Here is an 18613-nt window from a genome sequence, read left to right as displayed (position 1 = left end):
TAGATTCAGCGGTTGACGGTGCGGGCGGGGACGAGGAACACCAGGACCGCACCCACTACCACTGCCGACGAGATGAAGATGAGGCCCGCGGTTGGCTTGCCCGTGAGATCGTTCAACCAGCCGACAATGGCAGGCGAGAAGAAACCTGCGAGATTTGCAAAGCAGTTGACAGCTGCGATGCCGGCCGCTGCGGACATGCCGCCAAGTACTGCGGTCGGCAACGCCCAGAACAACGATGAGGAGGCGAGAATGCCGGCCGCGGCGACGCTCACGCAAATGATCGAGGGCCCCACGCTGCCTAGCATCGGCAGGGTGGCGAAGCCAGCTGCGGAGACAAGCATCGGAATGGCGAGATGCAGGCGACGCTCGCGGCGCTTGTCGGCGCTGCTTCCGAGCAGTGGCAGTGCGATGATTGCGCAGACATAGGGAATCGCGGTCAGGATACCCACCCAAAGCGGGTCAGCGACTCCGGTGCGTCGAACGATGGTTGGGAGCCAGAACGTGAGACCGTACTGACCCAACACGACGCAGAAGTAAATAGCGGCCATGAGCCACAGACGCCGATCGCCGATGAACGAACGGATCGAGTGGTGCTCGGTCGTCCTGGTACGGTCATTCTCGACGTTGCGCTTGAGCAGCGCCTTTTCGTCGTCATTGAGCCACTTCGCGCCCGCAATACCGTTGTCGAGGTAGAGGATGATGGCAATGCCGAGGACGAGCGACGGGAGTGCCTCGAGCATGAAAAGCCACTTCCATCCTGTCAGTCCCTGCACGCCCTGGAATGAATGCATGATCCAGCCCGACAACGGACCGCCGAGGATTCCCGCGAGAGGAATCGCCATAAAGAACATCGATAAAGCTTTGGCGCGTCGTGCCGCAGGAAACCAGTATGTCAGATAGAGAATCACGCCAGGCGCAAAGCCGGCCTCAGCGACACCGAGCAGGAAGCGCAGGACGTAGAACACTGTCGGCGACTTGACGAATACGAAGCTCGCCGAAATCACTGCCCAGGTCAGCATGATGCGAGCAAGCCAGTTGCGGGCTCCAACCCGGTGGAGAATCATGTTGCTCGGCACTTCGAACAAAAAATAGCCGAGGAAGAAAATGCCTGCGCCGATGCCATATACCGTTTCGGAAAAATTCAGATCGCTGAGCATCTGCAGCTTTGCGAAGCCGACGTTGACGCGGTCAAGATATGCGCCGAGATAGCAGAGCATCAGAAAAGGAATAAGACGCCGGGCGACCCTGGCGTAGGTCCTTGCTTCGAAGCTGACCGTTTCCTGGGAAGCCGTCAGCTCGGCACCGATAGCCGGCGCGGCCATTCTTTGTTTCATGATCGTCTCCTATGGGCCAGATTCATCGCGTGGGTGATTCGTCTGGTCGCAAACTGGGTAGCCGTTCGAGCGGCGCGACGCCCCGGTTATTCCGGGTGCGTCATGAACATGCGCATCGTTGCAAAGCGCACGCCAGAAGTGATGTCAGTGAATCAGCATCCCGCCGTTGACATCGAGCGTGATGCCCGTCAGATAGGTGGAGAGGTTGCTCGCCAGAAAGAGGCAGGCGTTGGCGATATCGTTGGCTTCGCCAAGGCGTCCGAGCGGAATTCCCTTGATGATTTCCGCACGCATTTCGGACGTAAGCTTGTCCCCCGTGATGTCTGTCTGGATAAGGCCGGGGGTGATCGAATTCACACGGATGTGGTCGGCACCGAATTCACGCGCCATCGCCTTGGCAAGGCCGAGGACGCCCGCCTTGGCGGCGCTGTAGTGCGGACCGCCAAAGATGCCGCCGCCGCGCTGCGCGGAGACCGAAGACATGCAGACGATACTGCCACTTTGCTGCTTCTTCATCTGAGGAATCACCGCTTGCGACATGTACAGGGTGCCGAGCAGGCTCACGCCGATCACGGCGTCGAAATTCTGCTTCGCGATTTCCAGCGTTTTGATGGGCTGTGTGATGCCGGCGTTGTTGACCAATGCATCAATGCGGCCGTATTTCTGTACGACGGCATTGGCGGCGGCCACGCATGCTTCCTTGTTGGTGACGTCGCACGCCAGACCAAGATGGCCTTCGCCGAGGTCGCGCGCAGCGCTCTCGGCGTCGGCCTGGACCAGGTCAAGGATCGCGACGTGAGCACCCTGCGCCGCCATCGCCCTGGCCGTTGCTTTCCCGATTCCGCGCGCCGACGCTGCACCGGTGATGACGACCACTTGATTCTCGAGCAACATGTTGATGTCTCCGTTGATGAACTAGCTGTAGGCGAAGTTTCTCCGGCTACGACCTGACCATCAACGCAGTTTCCCTCAACCGGTGCTGAGAAAATTTCAGGTCCCTCGGGATTTCCCTGGTGACCGGGGTGTGCTCCGCTCGATCTCCAGCTCGATCCACGCAAGGAACCGGGCGACCCGCGGCAAATCCGTATTCTGGCTGGGGTACACCAGATGGTGAGCACCGACCTCGACAGACTGAGTCTCATCAAAGACCGGCACCAGCGCTCCCTCGCGTATCTTCACTGAGGCAAGCATGAGGCTTTCGAGCGCGATTCCGAGGCCAAGCGCCGCCGTCTCGAGCGACATGTACGAGCGATCGAAGGAGAAGTCGAAGGTCTTTTGGGCGCCGGGCACACCAGCTCGCCCAAACCATTGCCGCCACTGCACGAGTGGCGTTTCGGAATAAATCAGCCTGTGTCCGAGCAGATCTTCGGGCGTCTTTACCGGGTGTTGCTCCAGATACTTCGGCGATGCCAACGGGGCGATGAACTCGCCCCGGACAGTCTTGACTTCCACATTGTTCCATTCCCCGTATCCGTGGCGAATATCAATGTCGTAGTAGCCATTGGAGAACGAGACGTTCTCATAGGAACAGGCAAGGTTCAGCTGGATGTCGCCGTTCGCCTCCTGAAAGGAGGCCAGGCGTGGGAGGAGCCACATCAAGCCAAAGCTGGGGCTGGAATGCACGCGCAGAATATCGACCTCCTTGCGACTGGACGCCCGCTCGGTTGCACGGCTCAAGTCGGCCAGCGAACCCGTTACGTCAGACAGATAGCGCTCGCCGGTGGGCGTGAGCACAAGACCGCGCCCTGTCCTCTGGAACAAGGGTTGCCCGATTATCGATTCGAGGTTGCTCAGCTGATGGCTCACTGCCGAGGCGGTGAGGCCCAGTTCTTCTGCCGCACGGTTTACGCTCTTGGTTCGAGCGATGGATTCGAAGGCGATGATTGCCTTGAGAGGTGGAATACGCATGGCGTTCACAAGTTTGATGGTCGAGCTGGCGAGCTCGACTCCGGGACAAGGAAAAACGGTTTCCACACTGCCTCGGCCGGCTCCTGCTTGCTGGCGAGCACTGGCTATCGGCCGCCCGCGTTACCGGGGAACGCGCCAAACCAACCCGACTCGGCCATTCCATAGCCCATCGATCCAATGACAGCAACAGGCACTCCAGCGGACGGCAGCTTGAAGAGCAAAACTCCGTCAGGTCTCTGATTGTTTGCCGGTCAATGTAAGCCTCCAAACAACTGATTAACGAGACTGCGTAGCCATCGGTTCCCTGCTTCGTGGTGATAGCGTGCGTGCCAGTGCTGCCGGACTGCGAAGCTCTCGACGGGAATGGGACAGGGATGAACGGCCAGATCGTTCGCCTGCGCCAGTGTCTCTCCAATATGTCGGGGCAGTGTGGTGATCAGGTCCGTGCTCTGAATGATCGCTCCGAGACCTAGAAAACCCGGCAACTCAAGAATGACCTGACGTTCAACGCGTTCCCGAGTGAGCGCCTGTTCCAGCAGTTGAGCGCCAGTCCCCGCCGTTATGGCAACGTGCCCCTCATTGCGAAACTGTTTGACTCCCAGGCGGGACCGAATCCTTGTGTGATGACGATTGGCGAGACACACCCAGTCCTGGTCGTACAGCTTCTGCTGATAGATGCCGCCTCCAAGCCAGGGCACATACCCGATCGCAAGGTCGGCTTCGCCCGACTCGAGCGCACGTTCCGTATTGCCATCGATACGCGCGGCTTCGAGACGGACACCGGGCGCCAGCGCCCGGATATGCGCGAGCATCCGGGGCAGCAGTGTGACGTGGCTCGCGTCAGTCATGCAGATTCGAAACCGCCTTTGCGCGGTCGCCGGGTCGAACGCTATCTCCCACGCGCCAAAGCGGCGCAGTGATTCGAGTATCTCGCGGCAGGGCCCGATAAGGGCATCGGCCTGGGGCGTGGGTGCCATCCCACCCGGTGTTCGGATGAACAGCGGGTCATGAAGGTATTCCCTCAGCCGCCCGAGCCAGATGCTGATGGTGGGCTGGCTCTGGCCGAGCTGTTCGGCGACCCGCGTGACACTGCGCACATCGTAAAGGAGGTCGAAGAGCTGAAGCAGCTTCAGGTCGGGTAGCTCGACGGGGAACATAGCAATATTGTGTTTCGCAATGACGTCATTGTAGCCATTGTATTGCCGGAATGAATGGCGACTTCTATCGTATGGCAGGACTCAAGGAGACGTCATTGAAGATTGCAATTTTGGGTGCCGGCGCGCTGGGCTGCGCTATTGGCGCCACGCTCACTGAAGGCGGGCACGAGACCTGGCTGGTCGACCGGTCGGCGGCACACGTTGACGCCATGCGCCGCGATGGGCTGCGCGTCGACGACGCTAGCGGATCGCGTCAGGTTCGCGTTCTAGCGACAACGCAGGCAAGTGAAGCGGGCGCTGCGGATGTCGTCATCGTTCTGGTCAAATCCTTCCACACGGATTCGGCAATCCGCGGTGCGGGGGATCTGGTGGGGCCAGAGACGCTCGTGCTGTCGTTGCAGAACGGCCTCGGGCATGAAGACATTCTCGCCGATGCTGTCGGCCGCGAGCGCGTGCTCGCGGGGAAAACCTATGTCGGCGGCGTCCTTCGCGGTGCAGGGCACATCGAGTCCGGCGTCGTTGGCAAATACACCTATATCGGCGAACTCGACGGGCGAATCACGGCCCGTGTCCAAGCCATCGCCGAGGCATTCAATGCAGCCGGGCTGGCAACGACCGTCAGCGACAACATCGTCGGAACGATGTGGGACAAGCTGCTGGTCAATGTCGCAACGGGTGCGCTCACCGGCATTACCGGCCTGACCTACGGACAGCTTTACGACGAGCCGCTACTCAAGGCGACTGCTCTCGCAGCCGTGGCCGAAGCGATCGCCGCTGCACGGGCGGCCGGGGTCAGGCTTTCGATGACGGATCCTGAGCAGGCATGGACGCTGGCCGCCGAGGGACTCCCCACCGCGTTCAAGACCTCCATGCTCCAGAGCCTCGAGAAGGGTTCTGTGACTGAAGTCGATTTCATCAACGGCTCCGTGGTGCGCTGGGGACAGCAGCACGGCGTGCCGACCCCGGTCAATGCGACGCTCGTCGCCTGTATCAAGGGGATCGAGCGAGCCATGACGGACCGCCAACGCGAGGGAGCAGCGGCATGAGCACGCCAAAAGCCTACCTGGAGCACGTTGCCATCTGGGTGAAGGACATCCATTGGCACATTCGCTTTTTCGGAGAAGTGCTCGGCATGACGATGCGCGAGGTGGACGGAACGCAGGACGCGCCACGGCAGTTTTGGACGCTTGGCGGCATGCAGTTCATCCATGCCCCGGAGCATGACGGTCCCGAAGGCCGCCTCGCTCACCTGGGCGTCATGTGCGAAGACCTCGAGGCGGCGCTGCGCGCAGCCCAGCGATTCGGCGCCACCGAAATGCCGCAAGGTCGTAACTGGCTTCGCTTGCCGGATGGTCTTGCGCTCGAACTGATTCAGGCAAAACCCGCCTCCTGCGTTTCGCAGGCACTGGCGATCAATCCGCGCGCGGAGGCATGAACATGACGATTGTCGAGAAATACTGGGACGACGCTCGCGAAGGCGACGAGTGCGTGAGCCCGACCTACACGGTGACGAAGGAGCGCATTCTCGCCTATGCCGATCTTACCGGTGACCACACGCCTGTCCATGTCGATGAGGAATATGCGAACGCGAGCCACTTCGGCTGCATCGTCGCTCACGGCTTGTTCGGTCTGTCTGTGGCAGATGGCCTGAAGACGAAAAGCGACTACCGATTCCTCCCCGGGATGTCGCTCGGCTGGACCTGGGACTTCCTCCGGCCAATCCGGATCAACGACGTGCTGCACGTGAAGTTTCGCGTTGGCGAAATGCGGGCAAGCAAGAGCCGCCCGGGCTGGGGCATTGTTGTGCTGCCCTCGGAACTGATCAACCAGGGTGGCGAGGTCGTTCAACGCGGCGAGCATCGTCTGATGATCCCCCGCCGTCCGGGAGCGTTCTGATGCAGGCACGTCCTCTCGAAGGCATTCGCGTCGTCGACTACAGCCATTTCCTTGCCGGTCCTTATGTTGGTCGCTGCCTTGCGGCGCTCGGTGCCGAAGTCATCAAGGTCGAGCGCCCCGGCTCGGGCGACGCTGGACGCCAGCATGCAACGGTGCTCGACGATCAACAGAGCGGCTACTTTCTCCAGCTCAACATGGGCAAGCGTGGCGTGAGCGTCAACATGAAAGACCCACGCGGCAAGGCCTTCATGCAGCGCCTGTGCGATTCGGCAGACGTGTTCATCGAGAACTACCGGCCGGGCGCGCTCGACAAGCTCGGGCTTGGCTACGCCGAACTCTCGGCACGCAACCCGGGTCTCGTTTACTGCTCGATATCTGCATATGGCCACACGGGTCCCGACGCGCACCGCGCCGGTTTCGGGCTGATTGCCGAGGCCAGGAGCGGAATCATGCAAATGGTCGGCACACCGGGTGAACGCCCGCCGCTGTTGCGCATCTCTCTGGGCGACATGTACACGGGCATCCATGCCGTCGCTGCCATCAATGCCGCGTTGCTGGGAAGAGTCAGAAGCGGGCGTGGGCAGCACATCGATATGGCGCTGTACGACACGCTCGTCTCGATGCACGAATACGCCGTTCAGTGCTTCACGCTGCAGGGCGTACTTCCCGAGCAAACCGGCCACGATATGCCTACGTCGACGCTGTATGGCGTATTCCGTGCGGCAGATGGCGACCTCGTAATCGCAGCGCAAGTCGATGACGCCTGGAAGCGCCTTGCCTCGATGATCGAGGCAAACGGCGGCCCCGTGGGCTTCGGTGCCGATGCCCGCTTTCATAGCGTGACAGGTCGCAACACACTGCGCGCCGAGATTCTCTCGGTGGTCGAGCCGTGGGTAGCTGCGCGCCCGGCGGCGTCTGTTCTCGATCTGCTGGACGGCATCGACGTTCCGTGCGCGAAGGTGCAGCGCATCGATGAAGTGCTGGCTGACCCGCAGATTCAGGCCAGAGGCATGGTCGTCGAGCAGCAACATCCGCGCTATGGAACCTTGCGCTTGCCCAACCTGCCGTTCCGCTTCTCCGATTGCGACACGACGATCCGCGAGGTCGCGCCCGATCTGGGGCAGCACAACGCCGAAGTTGCGCGCTCGCTGGGTTTTGAACCCGCCGAAATTGACGCGATGCAGACCGATGGGGTTCTCTTTTCAAAAGCGAGCCGATGATGACAGACCAGTACGCGGTTATTGGCAACCCGATAGGCCACACGAAGTCCCCGCTGATCCACGGAATTTTCGCGAGGGAGACAGCGCAGGACATGAGCTATACGGCTATCGAGGGTCCCCTCGAGCCGGCGGGTGCATTCGCCGATGTCGTGCGCGCCTTCGCCGCCTCGGGTGGTAAGGGCATCAATATCACGGCGCCTTTCAAGCTCAAGGCATTCGCGATGTCGGACGAGCGCAGCGAGCGTGCCGAACTGGCTGGTGCGGCCAATGCGCTGAAGTTCGAGAACGGGCGTGTTCTCGCCGAGAACTTCGATGGAATTGGCCTCGTTCGCGACATTGAAGTGAATCTTGGCTTGCGGATGGAGGGCAGGCGAGTATTGCTGCTCGGTGCGGGCGGTGCGGCGCGCGGCGCGTTGCTGCCTTTTCTCGCAGCCAGGCCGGCAGAGATGGTCATGGTGAACCGCGATGTGACTAAAGGCCTTGCACTGGCGGCACAGGTGTCGGGGCGTGGTCCTCTCGTCGCGTGCGGATACGCTGATCTGCAGAGGCTCGGTCGATTCGATCTCGTAGTCAACGCAACTTCGGCGAGCCTTACCGGCGATTTGCCTCCCGTTCCCCCGAGCGTTTTCAGTGGGCAAGGCACAGCGTACGAGCTTGCGTACGGCAAAGGGTTGACTCCGTTTCTCCGCCTTGCACGAAACGCCGGGGTACGCGGCGTCGCAGACGGCGTTGGCATGCTGGTCGAGCAGGCAGCAGAGGCATTCTTGTGGTGGCGTGGCGTGCGCCCGGCAACCAGCGCTGTCATCGACCAACTGACGGTCCCGCTTGCCTGATTACGATTGAACCCGATACGGAGCGTGCAGTGAGGTATCGGGACGATCGCTTCTGTCGAGATGAGGTGTCCCGTGTGTTACTTCTGGAATGTGCCGAGCAGTTGGGTGCGTGCCATTACATGGCCTTCCATCGCCTTTTCCAGCACCGCCTTTGTGGGCTCGTGAAGATCGGGCAGCACGGTGTCGAGCGCGTAGAGCTTGTGGAAATACCGGTGACGGCCAGCGGGCGGGCATGGGCCGCCATACGTGGTGCGTTGAAAATCGTTGGTGCCTTCAAGCGTGCCTGCCGGAAGCGCGTGCGCAGTGACGCCTTCCTGAACACCAGGCGCCGTCGCCGGAATGTTGTAAAGCACCCAGTGGACCCATGTCATGCGTGGTGCGGCCGGGTCGGGCGCGTCGGGGTCGTCGACGATCAGCACGAGGCTTTTCGCATCGGCGGGCACCCCGGACCATGCGAGCGGCGGCGAGACGTCCGCACCCTTGCAGGTGTAGCGCCGAGGAATTTCGCCCCCTTCATGGAAAGCTTGCGAGGTGAGAGTGAAGGCCATGATGTGCTCCTCGGCGTCAGCCAGCGCTGCGAGCTAGTGCTTGCGATGCAACCAACTCATGTGGTGCGTGTCGAGCCACTGGTTCAGACCCTCTCCAGGGTGTTCGTGCCTGTAGCGCCTCGAAAGGGCCCACGCAACGACAACGAGAACCACAAGACCAACCCAAACACTGATCATTGACTGAGCCATGGCAGCCTCCTCGGAGAATGCGACCATGCATGAATTCTAGTCAGTGGCGACCCGGCTCGCTCGGCTTGCGTAAGTGGGTTTCGACCCGAACGCTTCCCCGACTCGAACAACGATGTGCCGAATCTCCGGCGTGCCGGATTCGGTGGATGAGGGCGCCCGTTCCGCAGCACCCGCGAAATGGTCTGGCCTGATTTTTGGTCCCGCCAGCGATACGGTACGTCCAGCGCGATCGCCACCGCATCTGTTGCAGCGCGGCACGCACCGTTCGGCCCACTATGCGGGACGCCCCTGGATTGCCGCGTCGCTGCGTTGTCCCTACCATCAACTCCCTCGCCATTGCAGCGAGTGCGCCACTGGCAAGCGACGCCTACAGCGAACGCCTTAGCCGACGCAGTCCATACAGCACTACTCGAGCTATCAGGAGGCAAGCATGCTCAGCGCTCATGAATTTGCGACTTTGATGCTGGTGAGGGATTCAGCCGACCACATTGCCGAACGGCAAAAACTGGATACGTTGCTTGAACGTCAGCTCGTCACCATGGAGAGGCTTGCCGGCGGTGCTGTGCGAGCGCGTGTGACGGAGGACGGCGATTCGCTCCTTCGTCACCTCACTCGCATCCATTGAGAGCGCGAAGCACTGAAGAACCCACACATCCGCGCGGTCTGTGCGCCCATCCTGCGAAGGCAGGTCAGCTAGCCCGACTTTGATTGCGCAAGCCGATGAGTCTACCCGGCGCCCTGCGGCAGGTCGGAATTGCATTCAACCTCATCGGCTACGACCCGGGTTGTGACCGCGCAGGCTACCGGATTGAGGGCGTCACAACGTGGGTAACCGATGGAAGACGTCGAAACGCGCAAACGGGGCCGCAGCCGTTCCGAAATCGCCCGCATGTGCCCATCCGAGCGGCGGCTGCGCATTGGTGAGCGGCCGCTCCACACACGACGGTGAATGTCGCATCTTCGTCTCCTGGTTGCTCGATTAATCGCCGGCGTAAAGGCTCCGCCGAAATGCCGTCGGCTGAAACGACTACAATGGATCCTGGTCAAAAAAACGAATACGACCAGCCATGGCTCTTAACTCGATCTGTCCAGCGCGGAAACGAACAGCCCGGCCAGTCTGGCCCGCCGTGTGCGTCGCGCTCCTACTGTTGCCGGCGGCCCTCGTTGCCCAGAACGAGAAACCGGGTATTGCCTTTTCCACGATCGAGCCCGGCGGACCACTGCCCGCGGGCTGGAAGAACCTGCCGGTTGCGCACGGCAAGCCCTTGACGCAATACACGCTTGTTCACGACGGCAACACCACCGTCCTGCAGGCGGACGGGGACCGCTCTGCTTCGGCGCTCATGCACGAGGGTAATATCGACCTCGTCCGCACACCCGTCGTGGCGTGGCGATGGAAAGCAAAAGGACCGATCGAGGGCGCCGACAACCGCGTCGGATCAAAGGAAGACGCGCCAGCGCGACTGGTGTTCTTGTTTGACGGCGACAAAAGCAAGCTATCGTTCTTTGACAGGGCCAAGATGGACCTGGCAAAGCGCCTGGGTGGCGAAGAGCTGCCCTATGCCACGCTGATGTATATCTGGTCAACCACCGCTGCACCAGGCACCGTCATTGCCAATCCTCACACGAACCGCGTACAGATGATCGTGGTCTCTGGTCTGTCCGGCGATGCGGGTCACTGGCAAAGCCTGCGCCGCAATATCGTGCAAGACTACGAGCGGGTCTTTCACGAACCGCCTGGACGAATCACCGGCTACGGGCTGCTGACCGATACCGATAATACCGGTACCACTACGCGCGCCTGGTACGGAGACGTCGAGTTCCTGCCGGAGCCTTGATAACGCAAAGCGGCCGAACTAACTGAGTCCCTGCGACGAGGGCGCATGGCGCACCGCCTTCCTGATGCAACTATCCGTCTCAAGAACGACAGCCAATCAACGTTGCCACCACGCCCGCACCGGGCGTCATGTCCGGGCTTGCCAGCAGCCGTTACACCACTCCGTGCGCTTGATCAGTATGCATGCGTGTACAACCACTTCGCGTACGAATCGAGACCTTCCTCGAAGCTGGTCTGCGGCACATAACCTGGCTCGCGTTTCGCGAGCGAGAGATCGAACGGCGCATTGCGATCGAGTACCTCCAGCGTGCCCGGTCCGATTTCAATGTCAGACCCGGGAAAGCGACTGCGCACCAGTGCGGCCACCTCGCCGTAAGTGCGCTGATCGCCGCCCGTAATATTGAAAGCCCGGCCGGCGGCATGTGGCGCACCGAGTGCCAGCAGGCTCGCTCTGGCTACGTCTGTCACGTGGACGTACTGGAAACGGTAGTCCGCGCCGGCCGGCTCGTTCGTCGGCCGGCCGTCGATTGCGTTGCGCAGCAGGGTGTGCAGATAGCACTGCATGTATTGCCCGGGACCATAAATCCAGCCTGGGCGCAGCGACACGATATGCATGCCGTACAGGCGGCTTTAGACCGACGCCAGCTTCTCGGTAAAGACCTTGGTCGCGCCGTATGGCGTGGTCGGATTCAAAGGCGCGTCTTCATGCGTCGCCTCAAGGTCTTCGTTGTCGCCGTATACACATTCAGAGCTGAAGTTCACGACGCGCTTTACCGATTTCAATCGTGCGGCCTCGAAAACGTTCGTCGTACCAAGTGCGTTGGTCACGACAGTCTGATAAGGAATCTCGCGAGAAAAAACGGATGTGAAACCGCCGCCGCATGAATGACGGCGTCAATTGCGAAGCGGTCGATCGTCTCCAGAAGATGCGGCAGGTCGTTCAGATCGCCTTGCACATAATGGACACCGCGCGTCGCGTCGCTCTCAGCCGCTCGACGATCATAGCTGACCGCGATCTGCTGGTTGTCCGCGATCATTTGAATCAGCGTGCTGCCGAGGAAACCGCAGCCGCCTGTAACGAGTATTGCCATGCCCTTTTCCTGGTCTACGGGTGAATCCCAGCGCGCCTTGCGTTGTCATGCGATCAACCGTTCATCACGCCACCGCCGTTCACGCCGACGATCTGGCCGGTCATGAAGCTCGCTGCGCCTGAGTTCAGGAACCGCACGACCTGCGCGATCTCATCAGGCGTGCCGAGACGCTTGAGCGGGTAGCGTGCGGCTTCCTCGTCGATATAACGCTCGCCGAGCGCTTCAACCATCGGTGTAATTACGCCGCCGGGCGCGACCGCATTCACGCGCACGCCATACGGTGCGAGTTCGCGTGCGAGGCTCTTGGTGAACGCAATGATGCCCCCTTTCGCGGCGCTGTAGTGACTGAGATTCTCGCAGCCGATCTGGCCCAGGTCGGATGCGATATTGACGATCGATCCGCTGTGCTGCTGTTTCATCAAACGCGCGGCTTCACGCGAGAAGTGGAACGCGCCGTAAAGATGCACCTTGATCATGCTGTCCCACGCGGCGTCGGTGAGTTCCGTTACCGGCGATTCCTGCAGTATCCCCGCGTTGTTGACCAGCACGTCGAGCTGCTCGATGTTCGAAAATATGCCCCGTACGCGTGCAGGATCGGAAACGTCGCCAGCGGCCACCGTGCAGCGCGCGCCAAGCGCTTCAATCTCCTCGCAGAGTGCGGCGAGCGAAGGGCTGGAGGGCAGGTCGTTGACAATCACATGAGCGCGCTCCCGCGCGAACGCAAGGGCGATGGCTCGTCCAATGCCGCTGCCAGCGCCCGTTACGAGACAGGTCATGGTCTGTTCCCGCGTCGCGCCGAAATCAGTTCGTTGCGTCATCAACGGATAAAGAAATATTGCGATGCCGGCGATTCTAATTCTGATTATTTTTATCGGCCAGCCTTGGCGCGGTGTTGCGCGAGCCATGCACCGCAGCCAGCGGCGCACGCATGTGCAATCCCATCGAAAGGGCAATGCTGCACCGACGTAGGGCGGCCGTGCTTAATCCTGGTTAAGCTGCGCGCATGGCTGCATGCAGCGTTTTCGGGCGAAAGAACCCGTGGGCAAAGGATTTTCGATGGACTGGCAAGCTTCCTGCTTGGTAACAGGCGTCACGGGATGAGCATAGAGTTCAGCTATTGACAGGAGAACTAGGGTTCCGGTCCGCGGATGCACGGCGCGGATGACTGGTCCGAGAGTTTTCCGGCTCCGGCTTCAAGGGGCTCCACGGAGGGATAAAAGCCCGGGAGATGCGCTAGACAATGCGCCTCCCGTGCCCATTCCCTTCATGATCAGGAGCCTCACGTATGCCGTTCGTTTTGAAGAAAGCGTTGCGCACGCTCTCCGTCGCCAGCACTCTGGTCGCTTCCGCACTGTTCGGTTCGCCGGCAGCCCACGCAGCCGAAGCGCTCAAGATCGGCACCGTCGTGTGGATAGGCTATGGTCCGTTCTATGTTGCCGAAGCCCTCGATCTCTACAAGAAGTATGGCCTCTCGGTCAAGCTCCAGTACTTCACCGATCCTGGACTGCTGCCCGCGGCGCTGACCAGTCATTCGGTCAACGGCGTGATGCTCACTTATGACCAGGTCGTCGGCTCGGTCGCGAAGGGTCTATCAGAGAAGGTCGTGATGCCCATCGACTTTTCCGCGGGCGCCGACGCAATCGTCGCCTCCGGAGACATCAAGTCGGTGGCGGATTTCAAGGGCAAGAAGGTCGCCTTCAATCCGCTCTCTCCATCTGATTTCCTGCTCAGCTACGCACTGCAAACGAACGGCCTGAGCGACAAGGAAATTCACGCCGTGAACATGACGCCCGAAGGCATTCCGGGCGCGATGCTCTCTGGTAGCCTGCCGGTCGGCGTGACCTACGAGCCGAACGTCTCGCAGATCGTCAATTCGGGCAAGGGCAAGTTCCATGTCGTCTACTCGTCGCGCAATGCGCCGGGCCTGATTGCGGACGTGCTCGTGTTCGACCAGTCGTTCATCGACGCTCATCCGGGCGAAGTGAAAGGGATTTTGCAAGCCTACGCGGACGGCCTCGCCTATATGAAGAGCCATCCCGACGACGCCAACACGATCATCGCCAAGGTGCTCGGCGTCGCGCCCGCGGAAGTCAAGGCGCAAATGGCCGGCGTGTACAACATCCCTGTCGCGGAGATGCCCCAGAGCTTCGTGAAGGGGCCGACCACGCGGTCCTATTACACGAGTGGCGCGGTGATCGGCAATCTTCTGCTCAAGAAAGGGCAGATCAGCACCTTGCCGCCCACCGAGAAGACGATCGACGCGCAGTTCGTCAACCAGATCGCGAGGTAAGAGCCATGGCCGCGATCTACCGATATCGGGACGCGCTGCTGCCCAATAGCGCTGCCATTGCCTATGCGGTTGGCGGTTATGCACTCGGCGTCGTCCTGCTGTGCTCCCACACTGGATGGATCGCGGCCGCTGGCGTCGCGGTATTGGCGCACGCAATGATCATCGGCGCCTATCTGCTGCACGACGCCGCTCACCTCGCCATCTTTCGCACCCCCGAAGCCAACGCGCGTCTGGGCACGGTCATGGCGTGGCTGACCGGTGCCTGCTACGCGCCGTTCAGCGCTCTGCGCCACAAGCATATGCGTCATCACGTGGACCGCGCGGACATCGTGACGTTCGATGCCAAGGCGTTCCTGCTGAAGGTGCCCGTCAGCCTGCGCCGCGTGATTGTGTTGCTCGAATGGCTCTATGTGCCGGCTATCGAACTCGTGATGCACGGCTATGTGATGATCATGCCGTTTCTGCACCCTGAGCATCGCGCCCAACGGCGGCGCGTCGTGCTTGTCGCGCTCATTCGCATCGCACTGTTCGGCGCACTCGGCTGGGCGTCGCCGAAGGCGTTGCTCCTGTACATGGTGGCGTGGTTCATCTGCCTCACTGTCCTGCGTTTCGCGGACGCGTATCAGCATACGTACGACGCGTTCGCCGTGCTGGAAGGCAACGTTGCGATTCCCGACGGCAAGGTGCGCGACCGCGCCTACGAGCAACGCAACACTTACTCGAATCTCGTTTCGGTGAAGTTTCCGGCGCTCAACCTGCTGCTGCTGAACTTCTCGTATCACAACGCGCACCACGACCGGCCCATCGAGCCCTGGTACCGTTTGCCGCGCGCGCATCGTCAGTTGTATGGCGACGACGACAGCCAGGTGATTCCCATGTCGAGGCTGCTAAGCGGATTTCACCGGCATCGCGTGAAGCGGCTGCTGTCGGCCGACTATGGGTCGATGGATGTCACGCGCAAGCAGGTGGATGACTTCTACGGCGCAGTGGGCGTGTCGTTTCTTACTGCTGTCTGAATACCCGGCCAGGGCGCGTTTCGTTGAACCGGTGCCCCGTTCGATGACGACGAACGCGTTACCCCGCTACAGGATTGCTCAATGCATTCTCACCTGATGCAGCATTTGAGTTGGGTTGACTACCGCCAACGCGTACTCGACGACAAGGCCATCGTGCTGTTGCCCTGCGGCGCGCTGGAGCAGCACGGCCCGCATCTACCGCTCGGCACCGATGCGCTCCTGGCAAGTGCGGTGGCGCTCGACGTCGCGCGCGAGGTTGGCGGGATCGTTGCCCCGGCGTTCAACTACGGATACCGCTCGCAGCCCAGGTGCGGTGGCGGCCAGCACTTTTGCGGCACGACGAGCCTCGACGGCAACAACCTGAGCCAGATGACGCGCGATGTAATCCGCGAATTCGCGCGTCACGGCGTACGCCGGCTCGCGTTGATCGATGGACACTATGAAAACCAGTGGTTCCTCACCGAAGGCATCGAGCTGGCGATGCGCGACCTCTCTCTCCAGGGCACGCGCACGCCGCCGCTGCGTGTCGTGCGGCTGGAGTACTGGGATTTTTTGACCGAACCCACACTCGCCAAGGTGTTCCCCGAAGGTTTCCCGGGCTTCGCGCTCGAGCATGCGGCCGTAATGGAAACGTCGATGATGCTCCACTACCACCCGGACCTCGTGTCGACCGACAAGATTCCCGACGACGGCCCTGCGGACTTCCCGGCCTACGACACCTACCCGACACGCTCTGGCTGGGTGCCGCTCTCCGGTGTGCTTTCGTCGGCGCGTGGCGCGAGCGCTGGGAAGGGCGCGCTGCTCGCGCAAGAAGTGGCCGCGCGGGTGGCCCGCGCGCTGCGAGCGGAATTTTCCGATCTTTCCTGAACTGAAACGGAGCCAACCGAACATGACGCAGGTACTGCGAATGTGGCCCTTGCTGACCGCGATGCACCGTTACGACAAGTCGGTATCGACGCGCAATCGTGGCGTGGGCGTCGAGATCGAGGCACCTATCCTTGCGTACCTCATCGAGACGCGCAATGGGCGCATCCTCTATGACGTCGGGTGCGATTACAACAAGATCGCGAATCCCGAGTTGCGCGCGCGCTATTACGAGACTGACGACGCGCCGCTGCCGGTGCCGCAAATGTCGGAGGAGCAGCGCATTCCTGGCCATCTCGCGCGGCTGGGCTTGCAGCCTGCCGACGTGGATGTCGTGGTGGTCGGCCATCTGCATTTCGACCATGCGGGCGGGCTCTGCGATGTTTGCGGGTGCGATATCCACGTGCATGCGGATGAACTGGCGGCAGCGCGCGAGCAGGCTGACCACGGCTACTTTCAGGCCGATTTTGCCGGCGATTATCGCTGGCGTATCCAGCGCGAAGAGTATGACCTCGCGCCCGGCGTGCGCGCGATCAACACGCCCGGGCACACGGCCGGGCACATGTCGCTCTGGATCGAGCTGCCACAGGGGCGGCCGGTGATTCTGGCCGGTGATGCCGCTGACCTGACCGAGAACCTCGACGAAGAGATTGCACCCGGTTTGTGCTGGATGGAACGCGAAGACCTTGCGCTCGAAAGCATCCGCAAGCTCAAGACGCTGGCGCGCGAGACTGGCGCGGCGGTGTGGCCCAATCACGATATTGCTTTTTGGCACAGCGTAGCTGGAGCAAGCGCATGGCATTGCTGACGAATCAGGCGGAACTGGAGGGCGTCGACGCCGGTGCGTGGCTCGACCGGCCCGCCGAAGCCGAGCGCGTGCCACAGCCCTATCATGGCGTATGGCGGCGCACGCTGTTGCGCAACGCAGCGGGGCACGAGGACCGTACGACGCGCGTCTTCTGGCTGCAGACGGCGCGTGTGCATGTGGACCTGCGCGTGAGTGCGGACCGAACCGCTTTCGATGACGTGAGCAGCCTCGATGCCATGCCGCGAGACGGGCTGGTCGAACTGGCGCGACAGCAAGGCTTCGCCGGTTTCACCGAGGTTCAGGCAGGTACGCCCGAGGTTTGCACATGGCATCGGCAGATCGACTTCAGCCCGCCGGCGGGCACGCGCGATATCGGCACGATGCAATTCGAGTCGCCCGACATACTGCTCGAAAGCGGTGCGGACGCGCCTTATCACGAGCGCTGGGAACGCGAGCCGGCTTCCGTTGGCCCGACGTGGGCGGCGCGCCTCCCGCACGACGCAGTGCTCGCTGCGGGCGCAGTGCACGGAGCGGCAGCGGATTACGGGCCCGATGACAGGCCCATGAGCTTTCTGGCCCGCGCCGGGCGCTTCTTCATGTATGCGCGCGCCCGGACTTCCCGCGCGACGGCGTGGCTTGCACCGCATCGCGGACGCACGCTGGCGCAGGTTGTCGGCGACCTGTCCGTCTCGCTCGAACAAGCCCGCGCGCTTCTCGATTTTGAAATATCGCTCGCGCACGTTTCGGCATCCCCTGGCGCGCTTCTTGTCATTGCCTTGTCGACGCACCCGTGGCGCGAGGGGGGCACCTTGCCCTTCCGGCTCGACGCCGATATCGAAACTGCCGAACCCTATCGGGTCAGTAACTCAAGGAGCAACCATGTCGACGACTGAACGCGCGAGCGCTGGCAACATGCTGGCCCCACGAGCCGAGACTAAAACCCGGTGTGCGCCGCTATGGGCCGTGCGCGGCGAAATCAGCAGCCGCGCCTATATCGGCTTCGCCTCGACTGGGCTGATCGTCCCGCTCCTCGCCTGGTGGGCGCTGTCGCTCTCCGGGCTCGTCGATCCGACCTTCATGCCGGGCCCGGGCGCCGTCTTGCACCGGCTCGCGAGCTGGTGGACTGACGACGGGCTCGCCGACGACATCTGCATCAGCGTCTACCGCGTGGTGGGCGGCTGGGCGCTTTCGGTAGTGTTCGCGCTGCCGCTCGGCCTGCTGATCGGCACGTTTCGCCCAGTGCAGGCGCTGCTCGAACCGCTCACCGACTTCATCCGCTACATGCCCGCGGTTGCGTTCATTCCGCTCGTGATGTTGTGGATCGGCATCGACGAAGGATCGAAGATCGCGATCATCTTCATCGGCACGTTCTTCCAGATGGTGCTGATGATCGCCGAGAACGTGCGCGCGGTGCCCATCGCGCAGATCGAAGCCGCACTGACGATGGGTGCGACGCGCGAGGAAATGATCCGTCTCGTGATCTTCCCGTCGTCACGTCCGGCCATCCTGGACACGCTGCGCATCACCATGGGATGGGCCTGGACCTACCTCGTGGTCGCGGAACTCGTGGCGGCCAACTCGGGCCTCGGCTACGCGATTCTCAAGGCACAACGTAACTGTTC

20 protein-coding genes, 1 pseudogene and 1 riboswitch are annotated in these 18613 nt (G+C 61.7%); of the genes and pseudogenes, 13 read left to right on the top strand and 8 right to left on the bottom strand.

The window, feature by feature from the left end; all coding sequences use genetic code 11:
* Positions 1 to 5: 5 nt before the first annotated feature.
* The 4 genes from BMI01S_RS25490 to BMI01S_RS25475 all read right to left on the bottom strand — a co-directional run bounded on the left by BMI01S_RS25490 (position 6) and on the right by BMI01S_RS25475 (position 4399).
* Positions 6 to 1322, bottom strand: a complete 1317-nt coding sequence (locus BMI01S_RS25490) for an MFS transporter (RefSeq protein ID WP_407669066.1) — start codon at positions 1320 to 1322, stop codon at positions 6 to 8.
* 156 nt (positions 1323 to 1478) lie between these two features.
* A complete protein-coding gene (locus tag BMI01S_RS25485; protein ID WP_028231907.1) occupies positions 1479 to 2228 on the bottom strand; it encodes an SDR family NAD(P)-dependent oxidoreductase in 750 nt (249 codons plus the stop codon).
* 96 nt (positions 2229 to 2324) lie between these two features.
* Entirely contained in the window at positions 2325 to 3242 is a 918-nt protein-coding gene (locus BMI01S_RS25480; RefSeq protein ID WP_028231906.1) for a LysR substrate-binding domain-containing protein, read from the bottom strand.
* A gap of 251 nt (positions 3243 to 3493) precedes the next feature.
* Complete coding sequence (locus BMI01S_RS25475; protein WP_028231905.1) at positions 3494 to 4399, bottom strand: LysR family transcriptional regulator; 906 nt, start codon at positions 4397 to 4399, stop codon at positions 3494 to 3496.
* A gap of 95 nt (positions 4400 to 4494) precedes the next feature.
* On the opposite strand from BMI01S_RS25475, the gene BMI01S_RS25470 reads away from it, so the two are divergent.
* Genes BMI01S_RS25470 through aroE form a run of 5 tightly spaced genes read left to right on the top strand, consistent with a single transcriptional unit; the run spans position 4495 to position 8348 of the window.
* Positions 4495 to 5445 (top strand): ketopantoate reductase family protein, encoded by a 951-nt coding sequence (locus tag BMI01S_RS25470; RefSeq protein ID WP_028231904.1) that lies wholly within the window; start codon positions 4495 to 4497, stop codon positions 5443 to 5445.
* Positions 5442 to 5834, top strand: coding sequence for a VOC family protein (locus BMI01S_RS25465; protein WP_028231903.1), 393 nt, complete (start codon positions 5442 to 5444; stop codon positions 5832 to 5834). Before BMI01S_RS25470 ends, BMI01S_RS25465 begins: the two co-directional genes overlap by 4 nt.
* 2 nt (positions 5835 to 5836) lie before the next feature.
* Positions 5837 to 6295, top strand: a complete 459-nt coding sequence (locus BMI01S_RS25460; RefSeq protein WP_028231902.1) for a MaoC family dehydratase — start codon at positions 5837 to 5839, stop codon at positions 6293 to 6295.
* Positions 6295 to 7515 (top strand): CaiB/BaiF CoA transferase family protein, encoded by a 1221-nt coding sequence (locus BMI01S_RS25455; RefSeq protein WP_028231901.1) that lies wholly within the window; start codon positions 6295 to 6297, stop codon positions 7513 to 7515. Before BMI01S_RS25460 ends, BMI01S_RS25455 begins: the two co-directional genes overlap by 1 nt.
* Positions 7515 to 8348 carry a shikimate dehydrogenase gene (gene aroE, locus BMI01S_RS25450; RefSeq protein WP_028231900.1) on the top strand — a complete coding sequence of 278 codons (834 nt, stop codon included), beginning with the start codon at positions 7515 to 7517 and terminating at the stop codon, positions 8346 to 8348. The genes BMI01S_RS25455 and aroE overlap by 1 nt, the downstream gene beginning before the upstream one ends.
* 77 nt (positions 8349 to 8425) lie before the next feature.
* On the opposite strand, the gene BMI01S_RS25445 is transcribed toward aroE, so the two are convergent.
* Positions 8426 to 8896 (bottom strand): YbhB/YbcL family Raf kinase inhibitor-like protein, encoded by a 471-nt coding sequence (locus BMI01S_RS25445; protein ID WP_028231899.1) that lies wholly within the window; start codon positions 8894 to 8896, stop codon positions 8426 to 8428.
* A 619-nt stretch (positions 8897 to 9515) separates the two neighbouring features.
* On the opposite strand from BMI01S_RS25445, the gene BMI01S_RS25435 reads away from it, so the two are divergent.
* Both BMI01S_RS25435 and BMI01S_RS25430 read left to right on the top strand, forming a co-directional pair.
* The gene (locus BMI01S_RS25435; RefSeq protein ID WP_036045908.1) at positions 9516 to 9710 is read left to right on the top strand and encodes a hypothetical protein; all 195 of its coding nucleotides are present in this window, start codon (positions 9516 to 9518) and stop codon (positions 9708 to 9710) included.
* 442 nt (positions 9711 to 10152) lie between these two features.
* Positions 10153 to 10923 carry a DUF3047 domain-containing protein gene (locus BMI01S_RS25430; RefSeq protein WP_028231898.1) on the top strand — a complete coding sequence of 257 codons (771 nt, stop codon included), beginning with the start codon at positions 10153 to 10155 and terminating at the stop codon, positions 10921 to 10923.
* A gap of 173 nt (positions 10924 to 11096) precedes the next feature.
* Here the strand turns inward: BMI01S_RS25430 and BMI01S_RS39355 are convergent.
* From BMI01S_RS39355 to BMI01S_RS25420, 3 genes and pseudogenes are all read right to left on the bottom strand, one after another.
* A pseudogene (locus BMI01S_RS39355) lies at positions 11097 to 11750 on the bottom strand (NAD-dependent epimerase/dehydratase family protein).
* The gene (locus BMI01S_RS39345) at positions 11747 to 12013 is read right to left on the bottom strand and encodes an NAD-dependent epimerase/dehydratase family protein (protein WP_051381481.1); all 267 of its coding nucleotides are present in this window, start codon (positions 12011 to 12013) and stop codon (positions 11747 to 11749) included. The pseudogene BMI01S_RS39355 and the gene BMI01S_RS39345 overlap by 4 nt, the downstream one beginning before the upstream one ends.
* Before the next feature lie 53 nt (positions 12014 to 12066).
* Entirely contained in the window at positions 12067 to 12789 is a 723-nt protein-coding gene (locus BMI01S_RS25420) for an SDR family NAD(P)-dependent oxidoreductase (RefSeq protein WP_028231897.1), read from the bottom strand.
* Positions 12790 to 13131: 342 nt separating this feature from the next.
* Positions 13132 to 13243: riboswitch (guanidine-I (ykkC/yxkD leader) on the top strand.
* A gap of 55 nt (positions 13244 to 13298) precedes the next feature.
* Between BMI01S_RS25420 and BMI01S_RS25415 the strand changes: the two genes are divergently transcribed.
* From BMI01S_RS25415 to BMI01S_RS25390, 6 genes are all read left to right on the top strand, one after another.
* On the top strand, positions 13299 to 14303 hold the full coding sequence (locus BMI01S_RS25415; protein WP_036045905.1) for an ABC transporter substrate-binding protein: 1005 nt from the start codon (positions 13299 to 13301) through the stop codon (positions 14301 to 14303).
* Between the two features lie 5 nt (positions 14304 to 14308).
* Complete coding sequence (locus tag BMI01S_RS25410; protein ID WP_028215076.1) at positions 14309 to 15319, top strand: fatty acid desaturase family protein; 1011 nt, start codon at positions 14309 to 14311, stop codon at positions 15317 to 15319.
* 81 nt (positions 15320 to 15400) lie between these two features.
* On the top strand, positions 15401 to 16186 hold the full coding sequence (locus BMI01S_RS25405; protein WP_028215075.1) for a creatininase: 786 nt from the start codon (positions 15401 to 15403) through the stop codon (positions 16184 to 16186).
* Between the two features lie 22 nt (positions 16187 to 16208).
* Positions 16209 to 16991, top strand: coding sequence for an N-acyl homoserine lactonase family protein (locus BMI01S_RS25400; protein WP_028215074.1), 783 nt, complete (start codon positions 16209 to 16211; stop codon positions 16989 to 16991).
* The gene (locus BMI01S_RS38205) at positions 16979 to 17884 is read left to right on the top strand and encodes a hypothetical protein (RefSeq protein ID WP_051381480.1); all 906 of its coding nucleotides are present in this window, start codon (positions 16979 to 16981) and stop codon (positions 17882 to 17884) included. The genes BMI01S_RS25400 and BMI01S_RS38205 overlap by 13 nt, the downstream gene beginning before the upstream one ends.
* Positions 17871 to 18613: ABC transporter permease (locus BMI01S_RS25390; RefSeq protein WP_156123880.1), on the top strand; the 743-nt coding region annotated here is incomplete at its 3' end. The genes BMI01S_RS38205 and BMI01S_RS25390, both read left to right, overlap by 14 nt.

It is taken from the genome of Paraburkholderia mimosarum LMG 23256 = NBRC 106338 (assembly GCF_000739815.1).
GTDB lineage: Bacteria > Pseudomonadota > Gammaproteobacteria > Burkholderiales > Burkholderiaceae > Paraburkholderia > Paraburkholderia mimosarum.
The sequence above is the reverse complement of the archived record's forward strand: the minus strand, read 5'-3'. Positions and strand labels throughout refer to the sequence as shown.